General features: G+C 56.9%; 18 protein-coding genes and 4 tRNA genes. 17 read left to right on the forward strand and 5 right to left on the reverse strand.

The window, feature by feature from the left end; all coding sequences use genetic code 11:
* Nucleotides 1-116: 116 nt before the first annotated feature.
* Complete coding sequence (locus MARHY_RS06980) at nt 117-2,297, forward strand: malate synthase G (RefSeq protein ID WP_014421153.1); 2,181 nt, start codon at nt 117-119, stop codon at nt 2,295-2,297.
* Between the two features lie 84 nt (nt 2,298-2,381).
* On the opposite strand, the gene folD is transcribed toward MARHY_RS06980, so the two are convergent.
* Nucleotides 2,382-3,242 carry a bifunctional methylenetetrahydrofolate dehydrogenase/methenyltetrahydrofolate cyclohydrolase FolD gene (gene folD, locus MARHY_RS06985; protein WP_014421154.1) on the reverse strand — a complete coding sequence of 287 codons (861 nt, stop codon included), beginning with the start codon at nt 3,240-3,242 and terminating at the stop codon, nt 2,382-2,384.
* A 222-nt stretch (nt 3,243-3,464) separates the two neighbouring features.
* On the opposite strand from folD, the gene MARHY_RS06990 reads away from it, so the two are divergent.
* The 10 genes from MARHY_RS06990 (at nt 3,465) to MARHY_RS07035 (ending at nt 12,762) form a co-directional block, all read left to right on the forward strand.
* Nucleotides 3,465-3,541 (forward strand) — tRNA-Pro (locus MARHY_RS06990).
* A 32-nt stretch (nt 3,542-3,573) separates the two neighbouring features.
* Nucleotides 3,574-3,650: transfer RNA gene (locus MARHY_RS06995), tRNA-Arg, on the forward strand.
* An 88-nt stretch (nt 3,651-3,738) separates the two neighbouring features.
* Nucleotides 3,739-3,814, forward strand: a tRNA-His gene (locus tag MARHY_RS07000).
* A gap of 65 nt (nt 3,815-3,879) precedes the next feature.
* A tRNA-Leu gene (locus MARHY_RS07005) sits at nt 3,880-3,964 on the forward strand.
* 218 nt (nt 3,965-4,182) lie between these two features.
* A complete protein-coding gene (gene tig, locus MARHY_RS07010) occupies nt 4,183-5,487 on the forward strand; it encodes a trigger factor (RefSeq protein ID WP_014421155.1) in 1,305 nt (434 codons plus the stop codon).
* Nucleotides 5,488-5,650: 163 nt separating this feature from the next.
* Complete coding sequence (gene clpP / locus MARHY_RS07015; protein ID WP_011785318.1) at nt 5,651-6,286, forward strand: ATP-dependent Clp endopeptidase proteolytic subunit ClpP; 636 nt, start codon at nt 5,651-5,653, stop codon at nt 6,284-6,286.
* A gap of 76 nt (nt 6,287-6,362) precedes the next feature.
* On the forward strand, nt 6,363-7,646 hold the full coding sequence (clpX, locus tag MARHY_RS07020; RefSeq protein ID WP_011785317.1) for an ATP-dependent Clp protease ATP-binding subunit ClpX: 1,284 nt from the start codon (nt 6,363-6,365) through the stop codon (nt 7,644-7,646).
* Between the two features lie 175 nt (nt 7,647-7,821).
* A complete protein-coding gene (lon, locus tag MARHY_RS07025) occupies nt 7,822-10,239 on the forward strand; it encodes an endopeptidase La (RefSeq protein WP_014421157.1) in 2,418 nt (805 codons plus the stop codon).
* A 238-nt stretch (nt 10,240-10,477) separates the two neighbouring features.
* On the forward strand, nt 10,478-10,750 hold the full coding sequence (gene hbs, locus MARHY_RS07030; RefSeq protein ID WP_008174603.1) for a non-specific DNA-binding protein Hbs: 273 nt from the start codon (nt 10,478-10,480) through the stop codon (nt 10,748-10,750).
* Nucleotides 10,751-10,908: 158 nt separating this feature from the next.
* Nucleotides 10,909-12,762 (forward strand): SurA N-terminal domain-containing protein, encoded by a 1,854-nt coding sequence (locus MARHY_RS07035; RefSeq protein WP_014421159.1) that lies wholly within the window; start codon nt 10,909-10,911, stop codon nt 12,760-12,762.
* A 54-nt stretch (nt 12,763-12,816) separates the two neighbouring features.
* Here the strand turns inward: MARHY_RS07035 and MARHY_RS07040 are convergent, their stop codons facing one another.
* The gene (locus tag MARHY_RS07040) at nt 12,817-13,689 is read right to left on the reverse strand and encodes a MurR/RpiR family transcriptional regulator (protein WP_011785314.1); all 873 of its coding nucleotides are present in this window, start codon (nt 13,687-13,689) and stop codon (nt 12,817-12,819) included.
* A 207-nt stretch (nt 13,690-13,896) separates the two neighbouring features.
* On the opposite strand from MARHY_RS07040, the gene zwf reads away from it, so the two are divergent.
* Genes zwf through MARHY_RS07055 form a run of 3 tightly spaced genes read left to right on the forward strand, consistent with a single transcriptional unit; the run spans nt 13,897 to nt 16,776 of the window.
* Nucleotides 13,897-15,372: a glucose-6-phosphate dehydrogenase gene (gene zwf / locus MARHY_RS07045; protein WP_014421160.1), complete on the forward strand. Its 1,476-nt coding sequence runs from the start codon at nt 13,897-13,899 to the stop codon at nt 15,370-15,372.
* The gene (gene pgl, locus MARHY_RS07050) at nt 15,365-16,078 is read left to right on the forward strand and encodes a 6-phosphogluconolactonase (protein WP_014421161.1); all 714 of its coding nucleotides are present in this window, start codon (nt 15,365-15,367) and stop codon (nt 16,076-16,078) included. Before zwf ends, pgl begins: the two co-directional genes overlap by 8 nt.
* 50 nt (nt 16,079-16,128) lie before the next feature.
* Entirely contained in the window at nt 16,129-16,776 is a 648-nt protein-coding gene (locus MARHY_RS07055; RefSeq protein ID WP_014421162.1) for a bifunctional 4-hydroxy-2-oxoglutarate aldolase/2-dehydro-3-deoxy-phosphogluconate aldolase, read from the forward strand.
* A 77-nt stretch (nt 16,777-16,853) separates the two neighbouring features.
* Here the strand turns inward: MARHY_RS07055 and pyk are convergent, their stop codons facing one another.
* Nucleotides 16,854-18,302: a pyruvate kinase gene (pyk, locus tag MARHY_RS07060; protein WP_014421163.1), complete on the reverse strand. Its 1,449-nt coding sequence runs from the start codon at nt 18,300-18,302 to the stop codon at nt 16,854-16,856.
* 275 nt (nt 18,303-18,577) lie between these two features.
* On the opposite strand from pyk, the gene edd reads away from it, so the two are divergent.
* The 3 genes from edd to MARHY_RS07075 are packed head-to-tail and all read left to right on the forward strand — an operon-like array spanning nt 18,578 to nt 21,953.
* Nucleotides 18,578-20,398 carry a phosphogluconate dehydratase gene (gene edd, locus MARHY_RS07065; protein WP_014421164.1) on the forward strand — a complete coding sequence of 607 codons (1,821 nt, stop codon included), beginning with the start codon at nt 18,578-18,580 and terminating at the stop codon, nt 20,396-20,398.
* Entirely contained in the window at nt 20,395-21,360 is a 966-nt protein-coding gene (gene glk / locus MARHY_RS07070; RefSeq protein ID WP_014421165.1) for a glucokinase, read from the forward strand. The genes edd and glk overlap by 4 nt, the downstream gene beginning before the upstream one ends.
* On the forward strand, nt 21,357-21,953 hold the full coding sequence (locus MARHY_RS07075) for a uracil-DNA glycosylase family protein (RefSeq protein ID WP_011785307.1): 597 nt from the start codon (nt 21,357-21,359) through the stop codon (nt 21,951-21,953). The genes glk and MARHY_RS07075 overlap by 4 nt, the downstream gene beginning before the upstream one ends.
* Here MARHY_RS07075 and glpD read toward each other — a convergent pair.
* Both glpD and MARHY_RS07085 read right to left on the reverse strand, forming a co-directional pair.
* Nucleotides 21,937-23,478: a glycerol-3-phosphate dehydrogenase gene (gene glpD, locus MARHY_RS07080; RefSeq protein ID WP_011785306.1), complete on the reverse strand. Its 1,542-nt coding sequence runs from the start codon at nt 23,476-23,478 to the stop codon at nt 21,937-21,939. The two genes, MARHY_RS07075 and glpD, sit on opposite strands and share 17 nt — an antisense overlap.
* Nucleotides 23,479-23,562: 84 nt before the next feature.
* Nucleotides 23,563-24,813 (reverse strand): substrate-binding protein, encoded by a 1,251-nt coding sequence (locus MARHY_RS07085; protein ID WP_011785305.1) that lies wholly within the window; start codon nt 24,811-24,813, stop codon nt 23,563-23,565.
* Nucleotides 24,814-24,946: the final 133 nt, after the last annotated feature.

Below are 24,946 nucleotides of genomic sequence, written 5' to 3' on the forward strand. Positions count from 1 at the left end.
TGGGAATGACCTTGTAGGGAATTTCACGTACAATGCGGCGCTCTAATCAGAACGTCCCCGCGCTATCAGCGCCATCAGGGGAGTCGGGAACTACAAACCCATTGAGGCAAGCAACGATGACAGAACGCGTTCAAGTTGGCGGCATCCAGATCGCCAAGAATCTGTACGATTTTGTAAATAACGAAGCGATTCCGGGTACCGGTATTGACGCTGACAAGTTCTGGGCCGAGTTCGACAAGATCGTGAACGAGCTCGCTCCGCGCAATCGCGAGCTGCTGCTCAAGCGTGACGAAATCCAGGAAAAAATGGATACCTGGAACCGCGAGCACAAGGGCCAGAAACTGGACATGGCCGAGTACAAGGCGTTTCTGAAAGACATCGGCTACCTGGTAGATGAGCCGGCGGATTTCAAAATCTCCACCTCCAATGTGGATCCGGAAATCGCCACCATGGCCGGCCCGCAGCTGGTTGTGCCGGTCATGAATGCCCGTTTCGCCCTGAACGCGGCTAACGCTCGCTGGGGTAGCCTGTACGATGCCCTGTACGGTACCGACGCTATTTCTGAGGAAAACGGTGCTGAGAAGGGCCGTGGCTACAACCCGGTTCGTGGCGCCAAGGTGATTGAGTGGGCCCGCAACCTGCTGGATGGCTCTGCGCCTCTGGCTTCCGGTAGCCATAAAGACGCCGCAAAATACTATATCGACGGCGGCAAGCTGGCGGTTAAACTTCAGAACGGTGACGTGACCGGTCTGAAAGACGAGTCCGGTTTTGTGGGTTACACCGGCGCTGCCGATGCCCCCACTGGCGTTTTGCTGGTGAAGAATGGCATGCATTTCGAAATCCAGATTGATGCCAGCCATCCGATCGGCAAGGATGACGGTGCCCACGTTAAAGACGTTCTGATGGAATCGGCCCTGACCACCATCATGGACTGCGAAGACTCAGTTGCCGCGGTAGATGCTGATGACAAGGTTGTCGCCTACAAGAATTGGCTTGGCCTGATGAAGGGCGATCTGGAAGAGTCCTTCGAGAAGGGCGGCCAGATGATGACTCGTCGCATGAATGGCGACCGCACCTACACTGGCGCCGATGGCAGCGAGCTGACCCTCAAGGGCCGCAGCCTGCTGTTCGTTCGTAACGTTGGTCACCTGATGACTAACCCGGCCATTCTGCTGAAGGATGGTAGCGAAATCCCCGAGGGTCTGATGGACGGCCTGGTAACATCCCTGATCGCCATCCACGACCTGAAGGGCGACGGCAAATTCCAGAACAGCACCAAGGGTTCTGTGTACATTGTTAAGCCCAAGCAGCACGGCCCGGAAGAAGTGGCGTTCACCAATGAATTCTTCGGTCGTGTTGAAGACGCTCTTGGTCTGCCGCGCTTCACCCTGAAAGTGGGCATCATGGACGAAGAGCGTCGCACCACCGTGAACCTGAAGGCCTGCATCCACGCTGCCAAAGAGCGCACCGTGTTTATCAATACCGGCTTCCTGGATCGCACCGGTGATGAGATTCATACATCCATGGAGTTGGGTCCCTTCATCCGTAAGGGGCCGATGAAGCAGGCTGCTTGGATCAACGCTTACGAGCAGTGGAACGTTGACATCGGCCTGGAAGCCGGTCTGTCTGGCGTTGCCCAGATTGGTAAGGGTATGTGGGCCATGCCGGATCTGATGGCAGGCATGCTGGAGGCCAAGATCGGTCATCCGAAGGCTGGTGCCAACACCGCCTGGGTTCCGTCTCCGACAGCCGCTACCTTGCATGCCACTCACTACCACCAGGTGAACGTGTTTGATGTGCAGAAAGAGCTGGCTAACCGTCAGCGCGCGTCTCTGGACGACATCCTGACTGTGCCGGTGATGGAGGATCCGTCGTCCTTGAGCGCCGAGGACATTCAGCAGGAACTGGACAACAACGCCCAGGGTATCCTTGGCTACGTTGTACGTTGGATCGACCAGGGTGTGGGCTGCTCCAAGGTGCCTGACATCAACGATGTGGGCCTGATGGAAGACCGTGCGACACTGCGTATTTCTTCGCAGCTGCTGACCAACTGGCTGTACCACGGCATCTGCTCTGAAGAGCAGATCATGGAAACCATGAAGCGCATGGCTGCGGTTGTTGATAAGCAGAACGCTGGTGATGCGGCGTATCGCAACATGGCTCCGAACTTTGACGACAGCATTGCCTTCCAGGCCGCTGTGGATCTGGTTCTGAAGGGGCGCGAACAGCCGGCCGGCTACACAGAGCCGCTGCTGCACGCATACCGTCAGAAGGCCAAGGCTAAATACGGGCAGTAAAACGCCCGTCCATAAAAAACCCCGCTTCGGCGGGGTTTTTTATTGGGGTTGCCCCCGCTGACGAAGAATTCGCGGGATGGCGCGTCAGGTGTCGGCGTGCAGCACGTTGGCAGCGTAAAGGGTGTTTTCCAGCAGGGTGGCAATGGTCATGGGGCCGACACCGCCCGGTACCGGGGTGATGTAAGCCGCACGCTCTGCTGCAGCGTCAAAATCGACATCGCCACAGAGTTTGCCATCATCCATCCGGTTAATGCCCACATCAATGACGGTGGCGCCCGGTTTGACCCACTCGCCCTTGATGATGCCCGGTTTGCCCACTGCCGCCACCAGGATGTCTGCTTCCCCGACAAATTTCTCGAGATTGTCGGTAAATCGATGGCATACCGTTGTCGTGGCTCCTTTTAGTAGCAGTTCCATGCTCATGGGGCGACCGACAATGTTGGAGGCCCCGACAATAACTGCGTGCTGGCCTTTGTAGGGGGTGCCAATGGAGTCCAGCAGGGTGATGACGCCTGCCGGTGTGCAGGGCCGCAGGGTAGGCTTGCGCTGCATCAGGCGGCCGATGTTGTAGGGGTGAAAGCCATCTACGTCCTTGTCGGGCCGTATCTTTACCAGAATCGGATCAGCATCCAGGTGCGAGGGCAGGGGAAGTTGAACCAGTATGCCGTCAACGGCGGGGTTCTCGTTCAGCTCGTCAACCAGCGCTTCCAGTGCCGCCTGGGAGGTATCTTCCGGCAAATCATAGGACAGCGACAGGATGCCTGCCTGCTCGCAGGCCTTGCGTTTGTTGCCAACGTATACCTGGGATGCCGGATCGTGACCGACCAGTACCACGGCCAGCCCGGGCGCTCTCAGGCCCTTCTGTTTTCTGGCTTCGACACCGGCGGCCACCTGTTGCCGGACCTGTGCAGCAATTTCTTTTCCGTTAATCAGTTTGGCGCTCATGTTTCCGTCTTGTCGGTTTGGGCGTAAGAAAGTGAAGGCCGGGCATTGTCTCATGCTTCAGGGTTAACGCCAATGTAGAGGGGGTGGTCGGGAACTCCAGCGGTTACAGGTGGTCACTTATAGGACTGTCTCGGCAAGGAATTTTCAATTCCGTGTTGACGGACGCGATCGGCGCCGGTAATATGCGCGCCAACTTTGCTGAGGCACTTGTTGTTCAGTTAACGGGGTATAGCGCAGTCTGGTAGCGCGCCTGCTTTGGGAGCAGGATGTCGGGAGTTCGAATCTCTCTACCCCGACCACTTTCTGGATATTCAGGTGGGCGAACGGTCAAGCGCCCGTAGCTCAGCTGGATAGAGCATCCGCCTTCTAAGCGGATGGTCGCAGGTTCGAGTCCTGCCGGGCGCGCCATCTCGTTAATCGCAGATTGGTACCGGGCTCGCCGAACCAGCAAAGTTGAAGTGAGCAGTAGTGTGCCGGCAGGCACCTCCCTGATGTGGTGGACGTAGCTCAGTTGGTAGAGCTCAGGATTGTGACTCCTGCGGTCGAGGGTTCGAACCCCTTCGTCCACCCCACTTTTCCCCTTGTTTGTTTCCGAGCACCCTGATTCCCTGTTATGGTTCAGAGCTGCGCCGGATATGCGAGAGTGGCGGAATTGGTAGACGCACTGGATTTAGGTTCCAGCGGGTAATACCGTGAGAGTTCGAGTCTCTCCTCTCGCACCACCCTTTCTTTTTTCTGATTTGTCCCCATTGTGTTCCCGTACCGCGTTGTCAGGCGCGTCTCAAACCCATATTCAGGGTGGCCGGGTGATTCTCTCGGCGGGGCAAACCGTGATAAACTACCGGCTTTTAATTTTGCGTCCCTTTGGGGTGAGCTGCTCCTGCCGGGATTTTGGTTTAATTTTCATTCACCTACAGAATCTGTAATTTGAGGAACTTCCATGCAAGTGTCTGTTGAAACGACCTCCAACATCGAGCGTCGCATGACGATTGGTGTGCCCGCCCAGGAAATCGACCAGGCGGTTCAGAAACGCCTGCAGGAAACTGCTCGCACCGTGCGCCTGAACGGTTTCCGCCCTGGCAAGGTTCCCATGAGCGTGGTCAAGCGTCGTTTTGGTGACAGCATCCGCCAGGAAGTGGTTGGCGAGGCTATGCGCGACAACTACATCAAGGCGCTGCAGGAGCAGGATATCAATCCGGCTGGCTGGCCCAAGTTGGAGCCGAAGACCATGGAAGAAGGCAAGGACCTCGAGTTCGTTGCGACTTTTGAGGTTCTGCCGGAAATTGAGCTGGGCGATCTGAGCAAGATCAATGTTGAGAAGCCGGTGTCTGAAGTTGCCGACAAGGATATCGACAACATGATCGATAATCTGCGTCGCCAGCAGGCCACCATGAAAGAGGTCAAGCGCAAGTCCAAGAACAAGGACATCGTGACTATCGACTTCAAGGGCTCCATTGACGGTGAAGAATTCGAAGGTGGCTCCGCTGAAGGTCATCGTCTGACCCTGGGTTCAGGTCAGATGATCCCTGGCTTTGAAAAGGGCATTGTGGGTGGTAAAGCCGGCGAAGAGCTGGAAATCGATGTCACTTTCCCTGAGGACTACCATAACGAAGACCTGGCGGGTAAAGATGCCAAGTTCGCTATCACTATCCACAAGGTAGAAGAGCCGCAGCTGCCGGAGCTGGATCAGGAATTCTTCAAGCGTTTCGGCATCGAAGCTGAAGACGAAGCCGCTTTCCGCGAGGAAGTGAAGAAGAACATGGAGCGCGAGCTCAAGCAGGCAGTATCCAACAAGGTCAAGAACGACGTTGTAGATGGTCTGCTGGAGACCACCGAGCTGGAAGTACCTGCGGCTCTGGTTGACCAGGAAATTGATCGCCTGCGTCAGGACGCCGTTCAGCGCTTTGGCGGGCAGGTGGATTTCCAGCAATTGCCGAAGGAAATCTTCGAAGAGCAGGCGAAGCGTCGTGTGAAGACCGGTCTGCTGTTCCAGGAAGTGGTCAAGAAAAATGACCTGAAGGCTGACGAAGCGAAAGTGGAAGAAAAGATCCAGGAGATCGCTTCTACGTATGAACAGCCGGACGAGGTTGTTGCACACTTCAACAGCAACCCGGATCAGAAGGCTCAGGTTGAGTCTTCTGTACTGGAAGATGCCGTGGTTGAATTTGTGCTTGGCGCGGCCAAGGTAAAAGAGAAGAAGATGAAGTACGAGGAAGCGGTGCAGGCCGGTCAGCCCCAGCGCTGATGGCCGCCGGGCTCTGGCCCGGTGCCGTGTTCTGGAAGCAGCCGGCGTGTCCGGCTGTTTTCATCTGGGCGATCTGCTGGCAGAGTATATGGGGTACCGGAATACAACGGGCTCCCGTTGAAGCAGGAGTCCAAACCATTGTCCATAAGGAGTTCAGGCGCACATGACGCAGAAACCGTTTGATGGCCCTACAATGATAACCAGCTCAGGCCTGGTGCCGATTGTTATTGAACAGACGGCACGCGGCGAACGTTCGTTCGACATTTATTCCCGTCTGCTCAAGGAGCGGGTGATCTTTCTGGTTGGCCCGGTTGAAGATCACATGGCAAACCTCGTGGTTGCCCAGTTGCTGTTCCTGGAATCCGAAAATCCGGACAAGGATATCCATCTTTATATCAACAGTCCGGGTGGCTCCGTTTCCGCCGGCATGTCCATTTACGACACCATGCAGTTCGTGAAGCCGGACGTAGCAACGCTTTGCATCGGTCAGGCAGCCAGCATGGGTGCTTTCCTGTTGTCGGGTGGCGCGAAGGGCAAGCGTGCCTGCCTGCCGCACTCCCGTGTAATGATTCATCAGCCGCTGGGCGGCTATCAGGGGCAGGCGACGGACATCGAGATCCATACCCGTGAGATCCTGAAAATCCGCAACACGCTCAACGAGCTGCTTGCGGAGCACACTGGTCAGGACATCGAGACCATCGCCCGGGATACCGACCGTGATAATTTCATGGATCCTGCCCAGGCCAAAGAGTACGGGTTGATCGATACAATACTTGATAAGCGCGTATCGAATAAATAATACTGAAAGTCATCGCATCACTACCGGCCGGCGTACACACTGATGACACCGGCCAACGAAGAACAGAGGTATTTCAATGGCAGATGAAAGAAACGGCAGAGGCGACGATAACGGCAAGTTGCTCTACTGCTCGTTTTGTGGAAAGAGCCAGCATGAAGTCCGTAAGCTCATTGCAGGGCCCTCGGTGTTCATCTGCGACGAGTGCGTTGATCTGTGCAATGACATTATCCGGGAAGAGATTCAGGAGAACGCCCCGGAGGAGGCCAGCGACCGCCTGCCCACGCCGGCAGAGATCCGTGAGACTCTGAATGAATATGTTATTGGCCAGGATCGCGCCAAGGTCGTTCTGTCTGTAGCGGTGTATAACCACTACAAGCGTCTTCGCTACGGCGAGGGCAAGAGTGATGTCGAGCTGGGCAAAAGCAACATTCTGCTGATCGGTCCCACCGGTAGCGGTAAGACCCTGTTGGCGGAAACCCTTGCGCGCATGCTGAATGTACCGTTTACCATCGCGGATGCGACCACGCTGACCGAAGCAGGCTATGTGGGTGAGGATGTTGAAAACATCATCCAGAAACTGCTGCAGAAGTGCGACTACGATGTCGAAAAGGCCCAGCGCGGTATTGTCTACATCGACGAGATCGACAAGATTTCCCGCAAGTCCGATAACCCGTCCATTACCAGGGATGTATCGGGTGAGGGTGTTCAGCAGGCTTTGCTGAAGCTGATCGAGGGTACTGTCGCTTCGGTTCCTCCTCAGGGTGGGCGTAAACACCCCCAGCAGGAATTCCTGCAGGTGGATACCGGTAACATCCTGTTTATCTGTGGCGGTGCCTTCGCCGGCCTCGACAAGGTTATCCAGGAACGCTCTGAGCGCAGTTCCATTGGCTTCTCGGCTACAGTCAAGAGCCAGGACGACAGCAAGAGCACTGGCGATATCATTCGCGAAGTCGAGACCGAGGATCTGGTGAAGTTTGGCCTGATTCCGGAATTCGTCGGCCGTCTGCCTGTGGTGGCCACGTTGACCGAACTGGATGAAGAAGCACTGGTGCAGATTCTGACCGAGCCCAAAAACGCCCTGACCAAGCAGTATCAGAAGCTGTTTGATATGGAAGGGGTGGAGCTGGACTTCCGGGAAGACGCCCTGCGCGCAGTGGCCAGAAAAGCCATGGAGCGCAAGACCGGTGCCCGTGGTCTGCGGTCGATAATGGAAGCGACCCTGCTGGATACCATGTATCAGATTCCCTCTGAGCATGATGTCTCCAAGGTGGTGATCGACGAGAGTGTGATCAAGGGGGATTCAGAGCCCTTCAAGATCTACGCCAGCAGCGATCACGCCAAGGCGGTGCCCGAAGACTGAGCGGGCACAGGGCGTAGAATACCGGGTGATATAAAAGGGGCGTTCAACGCCCCTTTTTCATCTCAGGCCCTTATCGTTTGCTCCCTGATATTTCCCATCGTAAAAAGATTGCAATTTTTGTCAGCGCCCCAATGTTGGGTGATATGCTGAAAGAAATACTGTCAGAGGATTCCCCATGACCCGTATACCTGATGAAACTGTGCACGAATACCCGCTGCTTCCTTTGCGTGATGTGGTGGTGTTCCCGCACATGGTGGTTCCGCTGTTTGTGGGCCGCGAAAAATCCATTCAGGCGCTGGAAGCGGCAATGGAGGGCAGCAAGGAAATCCTGCTGGTAGCCCAGAAAGATGCCTCCACCGACGAGCCGGGCCCGAAGGATGTATTTGCCATGGGCACCCTGGCGACGGTGCTGCAGATGCTTCGGCTGCCGGATGGCACCGTCAAGGTTCTGGTAGAGGGTAATTCCCGAGCCAGCATTTCTGACATCGAGGAAGGCGATTACCTGTCCGGCCAGGCCATTCTGATGGATGAGGAATCCTTGCCGGAGCGCGAGGAAGACGTCCTCACCAAGACCCTGATGGACGAATTCGAGAAGTACGTGAAGCTGTCCAAAAAGGTGCCATCTGAGGTTTCCAATGCTTTGACCGGTATCCACGAACTTGAGCGTCTGGTCGATACCATGGCCGCGCATCTGGAGATGCGGATTCCCGAGAAACAGGAGTTGCTGGAAGCTCTGGACGTTCGTAAGCGGGTTGATCTTTTGCTGGGCAAGCTGGACGGTGAGATTGATCTGATCGAAGTGGAGAAGCGCATCCGTGGCCGTGTGAAAAAGCAGATGGAGCGCAGTCAGCGCGAGTATTACCTGAACGAGCAGATGAAAGCGATCCAGAAGGAAATGGGCCAGCTCGGCGAGGGTAACAACGATTTCGAGGAACTCGAGCAGAAGCTTGAGGAAGCCGGTCTGCCGGAAGAGGCCCGGAAGAAAACCGAAACAGAGCTGAACAAGCTCAAGATGATGTCGCCAATGTCCGCGGAAGCTACCGTGGTGCGCGGCTACATTGACTGGATGCTGGCGGTCCCCTGGAAGAAGCGCAGTCGGGTTCGTCACGACCTTGAAAAGGCCCGCGAAATCCTGGACCGGGATCACTACGGCCTGGACGAGGTGAAGAAGCGTATTCTGGAGTATCTGGCGGTTCAGAGTCGGGTCAAGAAGGTGAAAGGGCCTGTGCTTTGCCTGGTAGGGCCTCCCGGGGTTGGCAAGACCTCACTTGGGCAGTCCATCGCCAAGGCCACCAATCGCAAATACACCCGCATGGCGCTGGGTGGTGTGCGTGACGAAGCCGAGATACGGGGACACCGCAAGACTTACATCGGCGCGCTGCCGGGCAAGTTGTTGCAGAAGCTTTCCAAGGTGGGTGTGAAGAACCCGCTTTTCCTGTTCGACGAAATCGACAAGATGGGCATGGACCATCGTGGCGATCCGGCCTCGGCTCTGCTTGAGGTGTTGGACCCGGAACAGAACCATACGTTCAATGACCACTACCTGGAGGTCGATTACGACCTCTCTGATGTGATGTTCGTGTGTACCTCCAACTCCATGGATATTCCACCGGCACTGCTGGACCGCATGGAGATCATCCGGATTCCCGGATACACCGAAGATGAGAAGGTCAATATTGCGTTGCGTTACCTTCTGCCCAAGCAGCTCAAGGCCAATGGTCTGCGCAAGGACGAACTGAAACTGCCGGAAGAGACCATTCGGGACCTGATCCGCTACTACACTCGGGAAGCCGGTGTACGGGGTCTTGAGCGCGAAATCGCCAAGATCTGCCGTAAGGTGGTGCGTGAGCACGTAGAGAGCAGCACCAAGGCCTCGGTGACCCTGACGCCGGATCTTCTGGAGGATTACTCAGGCGTCAAAAAGTTCAAATACGGACTGGCAGAAGAAACCAACCAGATCGGACAGGTGACCGGTCTGGCATGGACCCAGGTCGGGGGCGAGCTGTTGACCATCGAGTGCGCTTTGACGCCAGGTAAGGGTCGTGTCGTTAAAACCGGCTCGCTGGGTGACGTTATGCAGGAATCCATTCAGACGGCACTTACAGTGGTCCGGAGCAGGGCGGCCGGCCTGGGTGTGGCGGATGATTTCCACGAAAAACACGATCTTCACGTGCACGTACCAGAGGGGGCAACCCCGAAAGATGGCCCGAGTGCCGGTATTGGCATGTGTACAGCACTGGTTTCTGCACTGACCCGAATTCCCGTTCGGGCGGATGTGGCGATGACCGGTGAAATCACCTTGCGAGGTCGCGTTCTGGCGATCGGCGGCTTGAAGGAAAAGCTGCTGGCAGCCCATCGCGGCGGCATCAAGACTGTCATTATCCCGGATGAAAATGTCAGGGATCTCAAAGAGATACCGGCCAACATCAAAGAATCGCTGGAGATTCGTCCGGTCAAGTGGATTGATGAGGTTCTGGATATTGCGCTGGCTTACCAGCCGGATCCCCGGGCTGAAAATGCTGACAAGGAAACCGGCAAATCGGCCACTTCTGATGATTCCGGCGACGCTGCAGAGCGCATAAATACACATTAAACACCGGATGAGTTGTTGACACGCCTGAGAGCCCGTTGGTATAACTGTTTCGCCGTGAAGCAGCCAATACCAAGGGCTCCCGCGCAGTAAGTGCCTATTCCGAACACCGGTTTAATGCCGCAAGGAATAAAAAAACTGAAGAATGGAATTCTCCCATCGCTTATGCGATAGTCGAGAACGTCCGCGAAAAAACAAACCGACCTATAACATCTTCAACCTGAAATCGAAGGGGTTTAGTGTGAACAAGTCCGAACTGATCGATGCAATTGCAGAGTCCGCAGACATCTCCAAAGCCGCAGCTGGCCGTGCGCTGGATGCCATGACCAACTCAATCACCGGTGCACTGAAGAAAGGCGACCAGGTTACCCTGATCGGCTTTGGCACCTTCTCTGTGAAAGAGCGTGCTGCCCGTACTGGTCGCAACCCGCAGACTGGTGCAGAAATCAAGATTCCGGCCTCTAAAGTGCCTGGATTCAAGGCAGGCAAGGCCCTGAAAGACGCCGTTAAGTAACGGTTCTTTCTCTGGCAGTTCCCGGTTTCGGGAGCTGCCATCAGAATTCAAGGCGCATTCCGGTAAGGGTGCGCCTTTTTGCGTGTTAACGGTGGCTCACTCAGCTTTCGCCTCACCACTACCAACAGCAGAACCTTGAACAGGGATTCGAGAACAACATGCTTCAAGATATTCGGGATAACGCCCAGAGTACGATCGCCAAGGTTATCGTTGGCCTATTGATTATTTCCCTCTCGATCTGGGGAATGGATGCCATCATTGGCGGCTTCACTGGCGAGCCAGAAGTGGCAACGGTTAACGGCCAGGACATCACCGAGCGGGAGTTTCTGCGTACCGTACAGATGGAAAGTCAGCAGCGCCTGATGCAGATGGAGAATCCGGATCAATCCCTGTTGGACGAGGATCAGATTCGCCGCGACGTGCTGGATGCGTTGATCCGGGAGGCCGTGCTCACTCAGGACGCTCAGAGCCAGGGGCTAGAGCTGACCGATGCCGACATCGATTCCCTGATTACCCAGATGCCCCAGTTCCAGGTGGATGGCCAGTTCAATCGTGATCGGTTTGTAGCCACAGTGCGCAATTTGGGCATGGGCGTTGCCGAGTTCCGCGAAAGCATGCGCAAGAACTATGTGGTAAACCAGATTCGCGCGGCGATCGCCCAGACCGGTGTCGTGGCACCTGAGAATGCAGCCCATTTGCTGGCCATTCAGAACCAGACCCGTGACTTCCGCGTGCTGACTCTCGATGGCAGTAGTGTTCAGGACCAGGTGGATGTGACCGAGGCGGACGTACAGGCGTACTACGACGAGAACCGTGACCAGTTTCGTCAGCCAGAGCAGGTGGATGCTGCCTACATTACCTTGTCCCAGGGAGCGTTGGCGGAGTCCATCGAGGTCGCCGAAGATGAATTGCGGACCTATTACGAAGAGCGTGCTGAAGAATACGCACGGGAAGAGCGCCGTGCCGCTCACATTCTTGTAGAGGCCGGTGATGAAGGGCAGGCGACTCTCGCAACCATCCAGCAGCGCCTTGAAGAGGGTGAGTCGTTTGCCGTCCTGGCCGAGGAATACTCAGTCGATACCGTGTCTGCGCAGGAAGGTGGTGATCTCGGTTTTGCCGGCCGTGGTGTCTACGATGAAGCCTTTGAAGACGCTCTGTTTGGGCTGGAAGAAGGCGAAGTTTCTGGCCCGGTTGAGACCAGCTTTGGTCTTCATCTGATCAAGCTGGAAGAGGTGCGCCGCTCCGATGTGCCTGCCTTTGACGAGTTGCGTGAAGATCTGCGACTCGAATTGGCCAGAACCAAGGCCAGTGAGCGTTTTGCGGAAGTTCGCTCGCAACTGGCTGATGCGGCCTACGCCGCCGACGATCTTGCCGGCCCGGCCGAAGAGCTGGGTCTGGAAATTCGGGTGGTCGAGGGTGTCAGCAGGGATGGCGGTGCAGCACCCTTTGATCATGCGGGTCTGGTACGTCAACTGTTCTCTGAAGATGTACTTGAGGGTGGCTACAATACCGAGCTGATCGACGTGGGTGATAACGTGTCGGTCGTTGCCCGGGTGCGCGAGTATCACGAACCGCGCCAATTGGAGTTGGCCGATGTGGAGCCGGAGATTCGTCGGATTCTGGAGAGAACCGAAACCCGGGAAGCGCTGGCAGCCCGTGTTGATGAGCTCGTGGCGCAGCTTGAATCCGGTACCAGTGCTGACGAGCTTGGTGCCGGTGAATGGCAGCAGTTTGAAGATCAGGGGCGGAGTGTGTCTGGCCTGAGCCCGCGCGTGGTGCAGGAAGTGTTTTCTATGGCCCGCCCGGATGGTGACTCGCCAACCGTTGGCCGCTCCGTTACGGCCGATCAGGCTGCTGTCATTGTCCTGACCGGGGTCAACGAAGGTGAGGTTGATCAGGAAGGTGCGGAATACCAACAGCTGATGCGTTTCCTGGCGCAGCTGGAGGGGCAGCGTGAGTATACCGCCTACCAGCAGTACCTTCGCAACACAGCTGAGGTTGAGCGGAACTGATTTGCTATAGACCTCACAAAAAAGCCCCCTTTCGGGGGCTTTTTTGTGAGCGGTTCATTCTTTCGGATATCGGGTAGCTTTCAGGCTTTCCTTGATTTTCTTGAGATGGCCCAGAAAATCCGATCCACGTTTCAGCGTTACACCGGTTGCGAGGATGTCGATGACCGTCAAATGAATAATTCTGGAAGACATGGGCATGTACACTTCTGTGTCTTCCGGGGTTGTGACGCCAACCACCACCGTACAGAACTCCGCAAGTGGGGATTCCGGGTTTGTTATACCAATAACCGTTGCGCCGTTCTCTCGTGCCACTCTGGCGATATCAACGCTTTCCTTGGTTCGGCCGGTGTACGAGATCATCACGATCACATCTCCGACCTGCGCCCCTGCCGCCACCATTCTCTGCATGAGAGCGTCGTCGTATGAGGTTACGGGAATGTTGAATCGAAAAAACTTGTGCTGGGCATCGAGTGCGACCGACGCTGAGCCGCCCATTCCAAAAAAGTGGATCTGTTTTGCCTGGATAAGATAGTCGATGGCCGAAGCTAGCGCTTTGTGATCGAGTGACTGGCGAGACTTATCCAGGTTGGCAATGGTGCTGAGCATGATTTTGTCAGCGAATTCAGCCACGGTGTCGTCTGGCTCTATATTCTGGCCGACATAGGGTGTTCCTGTCGCAATGCTCTGTGCTAATCGGATCTTGAAGTCCGGGAAGCCCGTCGCTGAAAAACTCCGACAGAATCGGTTTACAGTAGGTTCGCTGACATTGGCCGCCCGGGCCAGGGCTGCAATGCTGTACCGCGTTGCAGCGCTGGGGTCCTTAAGAATCGCTTCTGCCACTTTGCGCTCGGACTTGTTCAGATTATCCAGGCGTTCCTGAATGTCTTCCAGCAGATTCTCTTCCCGGTGCGCGTGACTGGTTGTCATGAATGGATGCTCCGTTGATCTCTTGGGGGCCGAATCATCTAAGAACTCGGGAGTATACCGTTTTATTGGTGTGTTTGCGGTAGTCAACGTGTCATAACGTGGTTTTCTGAGGGGTGGGAGTCAGCAATTTGACTGTTTTTTTTCTAAAACTACTACTTCCTGTTAATGTGAATGAAGTGGAGCGGCAAATCATGGAGGGCGCGACTCATGGTAAAGAACGCGAATGCCCCGTGTGACCTGATGCTTTTTGGCGCCTTGGGTGACCTGGCTCAGCGTAAACTCTTCCCAGCGCTGTATCAGCTGGAGCGCGCGGGCTTGCTCGCGCAGGGCAGTCGCATTCTGGCGATTGCCCGCACGAAGGCAACAACAGCGGACGTCCGGGAGCAACTGTTTGAAAAGCTTCGCTATCATGTGAAAGACAGTGAGTTTGATGCTGGTGTGGCGAATGCATTTCTGCAGCGGGTGGATTACCTGTTGCTGGATTTTACCGATCCCGACGGCTATGGGGCCCTGCGGGAGTGGCGGGATGAACCCAACAACGAACTCATCGTCTATATGGCCACGCCGCCTTCGATGTATGGCGTGATTGCCCGCAATATGAAGGCGACCAGTTGTTGTAATGAGAAAACCCGGGTGGTGGTGGAAAAGCCTATTGGCCACGACCTTGAGTCTTCCCGGGTCATCAACGATGAGCTTGGAGAGGTCTACCACGAAAACCAGTTGTTCCGGATTGATCACTATCTGGGTAAGGAGACCGTGCAGAACCTGATTGCCCTGAGATTCGCCAACAACCTGTTTGCTTCCCAGTGGGATCAGAATCATATCTCTCACGTTGAAATCACCGTCGCGGAGAGCGTCGGTATAGAAGGGCGCTGGGGCTATTTTGATCAGGCCGGTCAGATTCGCGACATGATTCAGAATCACCTGCTGCAGTTGCTGTGCCTGATGGCGATGGATCCGCCTGCCGACCTGTCAGCGGATAGTATCCGGGACGAGAAGGTAAAGGTACTCAAGGCGCTGAAGCGGATTACCCCGGACATGATGGATCGGTACGTCGTGCGTGGTCAGTACACTGCAGGCACCAGCAATGGCAAGCCGGTTCCGGGTTATCTGGAGGAGGAAGATGCCAACAAGGGCAGTGCCACCGAAACCTTCGTGGCCCTGAAGGCTGAGATCGACAACTGGCGCTGGTCTGGCGTGCCATTTTACATCCGCACAGGCAAACGACTACCGGAGAAGCTTTCCCAGATCATCATCCATTTCAAGCCCGCGCCTCACTATATTTTTGACCCGGACCAGAAGCATTTGGCCAACAACAAACTGATTATCCGGTTGCAGCCAGATGAGGGAATGGCACTGAAAATCCTCACCAAGGATCAGGGTCTGGATAAGGGGATGCGATTGCGGCAGGGACCGTTGGAGCTGACCTTCTCCGAAACCTTTGAAGCGGAGCGCATTCCGGATGCCTATGAGCGTCTGCTGTGGGAGGTGATGAAAGGTAATCAATACCTTTTTGTTCGCAGGGATGAGGTGGAATACGCCTGGCGCTGGGTCGACGAGATTATCGCGAACTGGCGAGACAGTGGCGAACCGCCCAAGCGATATGCCGCCGGCACCTGGGGCCCGGTTGCCTCCATTGCCATGATCACGCGGGATGGGAGGAGCTGGTATGAGGATGCCTGACATTCGCTTGCCAGAGGGGGTCGGGTTCCACGCCGACGATAATGCCGGGGGCGTGGCCCGGGCCTTGGCCTCGATGGTCGCCGATGTGCTCGCCAGTCGTCTTGAGCAGGCGCCCAGGGCCAGCCTGGTGGTGTCCGGAGGCGCTACGCCTTTGCCCTTCTTCAAGGCGTTGTCCGAGGCCGATCTGGACTGGTCCAGAGTGGATATTGTGCTGGCGGACGAGCGCTGGGTGCCGGAGGGCGATCCTGCCAGTAACACAACCCTGGTCAAAAACAATCTGTTAGTGGGCAGGGCTGGGAAAGCCCGTTACCTGGCACTGAAGCAGCCGGGGGAAATCCCGGATAAAGGATTGGAGGCAGTTCGGCAGGCACTTTCGGTGCTGGTTCTGCCGTTGGATGTGGTGATACTGGGAATGGGCAATGACGGTCATACCGCTTCGCTGTTTCCGGATGCGCCTGAATTGCCTGAAGCCATGGATGAGTTCAATACTGGCCTGGTAGCGGCGATGACACCCGAATCCCAGCCTCAGCCCAGGGTGACTCTGACCCGGGCAGTACTGGCGCAAGCGCGCTTTATCGCGCTGCACCTGAAAGGGGAGGACAAGCTGGAGACGCTCAGAAGGGCGTGTTCGGCTCTGGATGATGTATTTGCCATGCCGGTGCGGGCCTTCCTGAAACCCGGCCTGGAAGTGTTCTGGAGCCCGTGACGCCGCGCTGCTTGTCTGGTCACCGCCGCTAACTGCTTTAGGAGATCATCATGAATCAATTGTCGGACTATCATCGCGAGCGGGTACAGGCCGTTCTGGCCGCCTCACCTCTGGTGCCTGTGATTGCGATCAAAGACCCGGACGATGCCATCCCGCTGTGCCGTGCGCTGGTAGATGGAGGTATCCGGGTACTTGAAATCACCTTGCGCACCGAGCATGGAGTGCGGGCCATTGAAAAGGTCAGGAAAGCCATTCCCGAAGCCTGGGTTGGTGCAGGAACGGTTACCAGTATTGCCCAGTATCGACAGGTGGAGTCTGCTGGTGCGCAGTTTGTGATTACCCCCGGGGTTACTGAGGCCATTCTGGAGTTCGGTGTTACCTCCGAGGCACCGCTGTTGCCTGGGATTTCGACGGTGTCCGAGCTGATGATGGGGTATGCGCTGGGCTATCGGGAGTTCAAGTTTTTCCCGGCGGAAGTGGCGGGGGGTATCCCTGCGCTTAAGGCCTTCAGCGGGCCATTTCCCGACGTCGTCTTTTGTCCGACGGGTGGCATTAGCCGGCAGACAGCCAGAGACTATCTGGCGTTGCCGAATGTCCGTGCTGTGGGTGGGTCCTGGCTCACGCCGGCAGAGGCCATTGCCGGTAAAGACTGGTCGGCAGTGTCGGATATTGCCAGGGGAAGCCTGGGCGACCTTTAAACCGGTAAACACAAAACCCACCGCCGTGGTGGGTTTTGTGTGTCTGGCCGAAGGCTGTGCCAGGCGCTGCTTGGCGGCTAGCGGATATCGCTGCCAACGCGCACGATTTTCATAGTGTTGGTGCCGCCCTGAGCGTTGACGTAATCCCCTTTGGTAATCACCACCAGATCGCCTTCGCCGACTACGCCGCGTCTGCGCAGTTGTTCCACGGCCTCAGCATTGGTCTGCTCATTGGCAATCCGGGCCGAATCGAAGGGTATGGTCTGTACGCCGCGGAAAAGAACCACCCGGTGCTGGGTGGAGTGATGGCGCGACAGAGCAAAGATCGGCAGGCTGGATTTGATGCGGGACATCAGTCTGGGAGTGGCGCCCGTTTCAGTCATGCAGATGATGGCACGCACACCCTGCAGGTGGTTGGCGGCGTACATGGCAGACAAAGCGATGGCTTCGTCGACCCGTTCCATGCTCTCGTGAATCCGGTGTTTGGACTGGTGCATGGAGGGATGCCGTTCGGCCCCCAGGCAGATGCGTACCATGGCCTCTACCGCTTCTTTCGGATAGTCACCTACTGCGGTTTCGGCCGACAGCATGACCGCGTCGGTGTAGTCCATTACGGCATTCGCGACGTCGGACACCTCGGCCCGGGTGGGCATCGGGTTGGTGATCATCGATTCCATCATCTGGGTTGCGGTGATGACCGCCCGGTTCAGAACCCGGGCGCGGGCAATGATGTGCTTCTGAACTGCTACCAGTTCGGCATCGCCAATCTCGACCGCCAGGTCGCCCCGGGCGACCATGACGGCGTCTGAGGCAAGGATGACTTCATCCAGGGCCTGGTCGTCGTGCGCCAGTTCCGCCCGCTCAATTTTGGCGACCAGGCCCGCCTCAGAGCCGGCCTCGCTCAGCAGTCTGCGTGCGACGTGCATATCTTCGGCTGTGCGCACGAATGAGACGGCGACATAATCCGCGCCAAGTTTGGCGGCGGTAACAATGTCCTGCTTGTCTTTCTCCGTCAGAGCTTCGGCAGACAGTCCTCCGCCTCGTTTGTTCAGGCCCTTGTTGTTGGATAATGGGCCGCCAATAAGTACCTTGGAGGTAATGCTGTGCTCGTCTACCGACATCACTTCCATTTCGATGCGGCCGTCGTCGAGCACCAGAATGTCGCCGGGGGTAACGTCTTCAATCAGTTGCTCGTAGTCGATGCCCACCCGCTCTGCTGTGCCGGCGTTCTTGTCCATGCTGGCGTCGAGAACGAAGGTTTGCCCGGCTTCCAGAAAGACCTTGTTATCGGTGAATCGCGCGATGCGCAGCTTGGGGCCCTGAAGGTCGGCGAGAAGGGCAACAAAGCGGCTCTGTGCTGCAGCGGCTTCACGAACCTGGCGGGCCCGGGCCATGTGCTCTTCGGCGCTGCCATGGGAAAAATTCAGGCGAGTCACGTCAACGCCAGCCTTGATGATGGCGGCAAGTGACTCCGGTGTGTCTGTGGCGGGGCCGAGCGTGGCGACAATTTTCGTGCGCCTGAGCATATGTGGGTGTCCTTATTCCGGGTTCGCCGGTATGGTCGAAGAGTCGACAGTGCCGGCGGTCAATGAAAACGGGTGCCAGTATATGAACTACTGATGACCCTTCTGTGACACGGTTTCACCTCGCTAGATGTTCGAGGGCTCCCGGTGCCTGCTTTCGTGATATGTAGTAAAGTTACCAAAATAATGGCGATAATTTTTTGCTGTGTCTATGTTTTGAAGCGTTTTTTACTATTCTTTGTTCTATGTTCGAGTGAATCCGTAGAGGAGGCTGCAGGATGCATCCAACCATAGTGAAGGTTACTCAGAGAATTGTGGCCCGAAGTCAAGCCACGCGGCAAGAGTACCTCTGTCGTATGGCGGCGCTGAAAAAGAACTCCCCCCAACGGGGCACGCTGTCCTGTGGCAACCTTGCCCACGGCTTTGCCGCCTGTAATCAGGCGGATAAGAACACGCTCAAGTTGATGAACAAGGCCAACGTGGCAATCGTAACGGCCTACAACGATATGCTTTCGGCCCATCAACCCTACAAACAGTTCCCCGATATCATCCGCGAGGCGGCCCATGGTATGGGGTCGGTGGCTCAGGTTGCCGGGGGCACACCCGCCATGTGTGATGGCGTGACCCAGGGGCAGCCTGGTATGGAGCTCAGCCTGTTCTCCCGGGACACGATCGCCATGAGCACGGCGGTTGCCCTCAGCCACAACATGTTTGATGCCACGCTGTTGTTGGGGATCTGCGACAAGATTGTTCCGGGGCTGCTCATCGGATCGCTGAGTTTTGGCTATCTGCCGACCATACTGGTACCCGCCGGCCCCATGCCGTCCGGATTGCCCAACAAAGAGAAGCAGCGCATCCGTCAGCTCTATGCTGAAGGCAGGATTGGCAAAGAGGAGTTGCTGGAAGCCGAGAGCAAGTCATACCACAGTCCCGGTACCTGTACCTTTTATGGCACCGCCAACAGCAACCAGCTGTTGGTTGAGGTGATGGGGCTGCACTTGCCGGGTGCCGCCTTTGTGAATCCAGGCACACCGCTGCGTGATGCGCTGACCAGGGCAGCGACGGAACAGGTTATCCGGTTATCGAAACCTAACGGTGGAGATCTGGGGCTGGGCGATATGGTAGACGAAAAGAGCATCGTCAATGCTCTGGTCGCCCTGCTGGTAACGGGCGGCTCAACCAACCACACCATTCACTGGATAGCCATCGCCCGCGCTGCCGGCATCATCATTGACTGGAATGACTATGCCGAGCTTTCTGCGGTTGTGCCCTCGTTGACCCGTATCTATCCCAATGGCCAGGAGGATGTGAATGCCTTCCACGAGGCGGGTGGTACGCCGTTCCTGATCCGCGAACTGCTTGCTGGCGGATACCTGCATAACGACGTGCACACAGTGATGGGCCCAGGCCTGGAGCAGTACGCCCGCATGCCGGAACTCGACGATGATAGGCCCGCCTGGAAGCCTGCAGCAGAGCAAAGTGCCATGCCGGAGGTACTCCGTGGTGTGGCCGAGCCTTTTGCGCCGGATGGTGGGCTCAGGGTGCTGGAGGGCAATCTGGGCAGGGGCGTGATCAAGGTCTCGGCAGTCTCGCCGGAGCACCATGCCATTGAGGCCCCGGCCGTGGTATTCAACGATCAGAACGAGCTCAAGGCGGCCTTCGAGGCCGGAGAGCTGAATAGGGATTGCGTGGTGGTTGTGCGATTTCAAGGTCCCCGTGCCAATGGTATGCCGGAGCTACACAAGCTCACCCCTTATCTGGGGGTGTTGCAGGACAGGGGCTACAAAGTGGGCCTGGTGACGGATGGCCGGATGTCTGGCGCTTCCGGGAAAGTGCCTGCCGCCATCCACGTATACCCAGAAGCGTTAGATGGCGGACCTTTGGCCCGAGTTGAAGACGGGGATACCGTTGTCCTGGACGCCCGCAACGGAACCCTCAGCATCAGGGTAGACGATGACGTGCTGGCCGCCCGCTGGCCTGCAACGACGGATTTGTCCGGCTATCATACGGGCTACGGGCGGGAGCTGTTTGGTTGGTTCCGTCGTTCGGCAAGCAACCCTGAACAAGGTGCCAGTTTTTTCTGGAACCACGAGGCATGACAGCAGAACACTATTCTCTGGTGGGGGACATTGGGGGAACCAATGCACGCTTTGCTCTGGTGAAGCAGGGCAGTATAGAACCAGAAGCTATTGAAGTTTTGCCCTGCCGTGATTACGAGAACCTGGATCAGGCGGTGGTCACCTATCTGGAACGTGTAGGTGTGGCGTCGGTCAGGCAGGCCTGTCTGGCCGTGGCCTCCCCCTTGCGCGGTACCCGGGTGACAATGACCAACAACCACTGGCGCTTTGACATTGAGGCGGTGCGACAGGTCTTTGGCTGGTCGGCCTTCAAGGTCATCAATGATTTTACCGCCATGGCGCTGGGCGTGCCCCATGTATCGGACGCTAATCTGGTGCACGTTTGTGGCGGCCCGGGAGACCCTGGCCGGCCGAAACTGGTGATGGGTCCGGGAACGGGCCTGGGCGTTTCCGGTCTGGTTCCGATTCGAAATGGCTGGGTGCCTTTGGTGACTGAAGGGGGCCATGTGGATTTTGCCCCCACCGATGACACGGAAATGGACGTGTTGCGCCTTCTCCGGGCCAGGTTTGGGCGGGTGTCGGTCGAGCGGATTCTGTGCGGCCAGGGTTTGCTGAACCTGTATCAGGCCCATGCCGAAATCCGTGGCGTGGCGGCCCCACTCGATGCTCCGGAGAAGATCACAGCCGCCGCTGTGGACGCTTCCGATGCCTTGGCCGGGGAAGTCCTTCAGCATTTCTGCGAAATGCTTGGGCGAACCGCAGGCAATTCGGCGCTGACGCTGGGGAGCCTGGGCGGCGTGTACCTGTGTGGCGGTATGCTGCCAGGGTTTCTCGACTTTTTTCTTGAGAGCCCGTTCCGTGAAGCCTTTGTAGCCAAGGGGCGGATGCGTCCGCTAATGGAATTTACACCGGTTTACGTGGTGACAGAGCCCTATACTGGTTTACTGGGAGCTGCCGAAGCGTTAGGAAATTCCGAGGTATGACCGATTCTTTGATAAACCTGTCCTTTGATGAGCTGGTTCGGCGTGTTCGTGCCTGTCAGATTTGTGCAGGCGATCTGCCCCACGAGCCGAGGCCGGTCATTCAGCTTAGTGAATCCTCCCGCATTCTCGTGGTCGGGCAGGCGCCGGGTCGACGGGTACACGAAACCGGTCTGCCGTTTAACGACCCCAGTGGCGACCGGCTGCGCCAATGGATGGGCATTACCCGCGACACCTTTTACGATGAACAGAAACTCGCCATTCTGCCCATGGGATTCTGTTATCCGGGCACCGGTAAATCCGGAGACCTTCCTCCTCGCCCCGAGTGCGCTCCGGCCTGGCGCCAGGCGTTGCTCGACCGCTTGCCGGAGATTCGCCTGACCTTGCTGATCGGTCAATATGCTCATGCCTGGCATATTCCCGGCGCAAGGCGTGCGGTTACCGAGAATGTGCGGCAGTGGCAACAATTCTGGCCTGATGTCATTCCGATGCCCCATCCCAGCCCCCGCAATAACCTCTGGTTGCGAAAGAATCCCTGGTTCGAAGCGGAAGTGGTGCCGGCCATTCAGGCCAGAGTTGCTAGCATTCTGGACTGACCTGGCCACTCCGGGCCATATACTCAGATAGCTCGCTGTATTGTTCCGGGTTAATGTACAGGCCCTGTTTGGTTCGCCGCCAGAGCAGGTCCTCTGGTGTGATCGCCCATTCGTGGGTCATCAGATAATCCACCTCGCGACGAGACAGGGTATCGGTAAACCAGTGGCCGAGATCGGCCATGTTCTGACAGCCTTCCAGAATGTTGTAGCTGCTGGTGCCATAGCTTCGCACAAACCGATGGATTACAGCATCGTCCAGCCAGGGGAAATCGGCTGCGAGTTCGGTGGCCAGTTGCTCCTGAGTGTTGAAGTCGCCGCCGGGCAACACGGCCGTTCGGGTCCAGGATCGGCCGGAGCCGGGAAAATAGCGACTGACCTGATCGGTCACAGCTTCGGCGAGCTTCCGGTAGGTAGTGATCTTGCCCCCGAATACCGAGATCAAAGGGGGCAGCGAGTCCTCATCATCAACCTCGAATGAGTAGTCGCGAGAGGCAGACTGTGCGGTGCCACCCTCGTCGTCCATCAGCGGCCGAACACCGGAGTAACTCCAGACTACATCGTTGGCGGACAGTTGCCGGCGGAAATACTGGTTGACGATCGACAGCAGATAGTCGGTTTCCTCTGGGGAAATCCGTGCCTGCGACGGATCGCCCACGTAATCGACATCGGTGGTGCCGATCAGGGAGAAGCGGTCCTCGTAGGGGATCACGAAAACAATGCGCTCGTCCTGATTCTGAAGAATATAGGCTTCGGTATCCTGATTGAGCCTGGGTACCACGATGTGGCTGCCCTTGACCATGCGGATCTGCTTGGGAGCTGGCATAGACAGGCTTTCACCGAACAGGCTGCTGACCCAGGGGCCGGTGGCGTTAACGACCACCTTGGCGCGGATGTTGTACTGCTTGTCCCGGTGGTGATCGTCCAGGGTGGCGTGCCATTGCCCGTTACGGCGCTCGGCGCGGCTACAGCGGGTGCGGGTCAATACGGTTGCGCCTTTTTCAGCGGCCTTGCGAGCAGACAGTACCACCAGCCGGGCATCATCAACCCAGCCATCCGAATACTCGAATCCACGGCTGATGTCTGGTTTCAGGGGCGAGTCCGGGCCAAAGGTAATAGACCGGGAGCCGGGCAGCAGTTCGCGCTTGGCCAGATGATCGTAGAGGAAAAGGCCGGTACGGATCATCCACGCTGGTCGCAGGTGGGGCTGATGGGGCAGGCGAAAACGCATCGGCCACATGATGTGGGGGGCGTTTCGTAGCAGGGCCTCCCGTTCACCGAGTGCTTCCCTGACCAGCCGGAATTCGTAATGCTCAAGATAGCGCAGACCGCCGTGGATAAGTTTGCTGCTGCTGGACGAAGTGGCAGAGGCAAGATCGTTCATCTCACACAGAACAACCCGAAGCCCCCGGCCTGCGGCGTCCATGGCAATTCCGGTGCCGTTTACGCCGCCCCCGACCACCAGAACATCGCATTGCGTGGGGGGAGTGTGAGAGTTGCCTGAAACCAGTCCTTTGTTATTTGCCACTGCCTGAGTGCTCCTGATAATCGCACATAACGCCTGTCATGGAACGATTATCAGGAAACTGCCTGGTCCGGTAAAGCGACCCTGTCACAGGCGGGTGGGCTTACCTGCCTCTTTGCGGCGTTGCTCCCACTCTTCGCGGGTTTGTGCGGCTTCATCACCGGGCAGGAAGTCGATGATCTCGAAGTAATCAGAGCTGAACTGGTCTGCCACCACGGTTTCACGAGGTTTGATCCGGACCACGTAGACGGTCTGGACATTCTGGTGGTCGAACTCGCGCCAGTACTGTTCATCTTTCAGGAAGCTGTAGCGATGCCCCTCAAGGGCCCGGATAACGGCGTCTGTGTTGGTGCTGCCGGCCCGTTCGACAGCATCCTTGTACTGGTAAACAATGCTGTAGGCCGAGGCCGCGGATGATGAAGGGCGCATTTCATAGCGGTCTGAGAAGGCCTCAACAAAGTCTTTACCGCGCTGGTAGTTGTTCTCGTAGGGCAGGTTCCAGACCCAGGGGGCGGCACCAACAACACCTTCCATGATGGTCGGGCCAACCTGTCTGACCATCCCCAGTGTCAGGTTGGGCACAACGATCTGCATTTTTTCCGTCAAACCCATTTCATAGGCCAGGTTCAGAGCCCGGACCATGTCATCGCCGAACAATACCATCATCAATACCTTGGCATCGCTCTCCTGGGCCTGTTCCAGCGCTGCGCGGAAATCATTGATCAGCGCCCGGGGGAAGGGGGTTTTTACACCCTGGTGCACGTCGGTGTTTTCGGTGTTGGAAAACTTTCGTACCGATTCTTCCACGGACCATCCCCAGGTGTAGTCTGAGGTGATGTAGAAAAACTTCTGGTCGGCGTGGTTACGATTGAGATACTGGCTCAGTGCCTTGGCCGTCATCCAGGCGTTGTAGGGCTCCCGGAACATATATCGATGCCCCTCGGCGCCGGTGGTGGCATTGGAGTACGTCAGGGTGCCGAAGTAGATTCGGTTACGATCCCTGGCGGCTTTGCCGGAAGCAATAGCGACGGCGCTGGAGACGCCACCGAAAACCATCTGCGCGCCCTCGCGGTCAATCAGTTCGGCGGTATTTCTGGCGCCCTGGTCTGGTTCTCCACGGGTATTGCGAATCACCAGTTCGAGGGGCTGGCCCATAACACCGCCTGCCTGGTTGATTTCATCTACCGCCAGATAGGCGCCAAGCCGTTGTTGAAGGCCCTGGTCCTTGTATCTTCCGGTCTGGGGGTAATTCAAACCTATCTTGAGGGTATCGGCGAGGACGGTCGTGCTGGATAATAGCAGGACAGTCGCAAAGATCAGCGCGTTCCTTGGTCTCATTTACGTTGGCCTCCGTAACGGCAGCACAGCTGGTATGGCTGCGTTGCAAACAGTTATTTTGATTGTTTATTGGGCAACTCAAGTGTCAGCCGATACTGTCCGGCCAACAATGGGACTAAAGTTGAAGTTCCGG

The organism is Marinobacter nauticus ATCC 49840, from assembly GCF_000284615.1.
In the GTDB taxonomy this organism is placed as follows: domain Bacteria; phylum Pseudomonadota; class Gammaproteobacteria; order Pseudomonadales; family Oleiphilaceae; genus Marinobacter; species Marinobacter nauticus.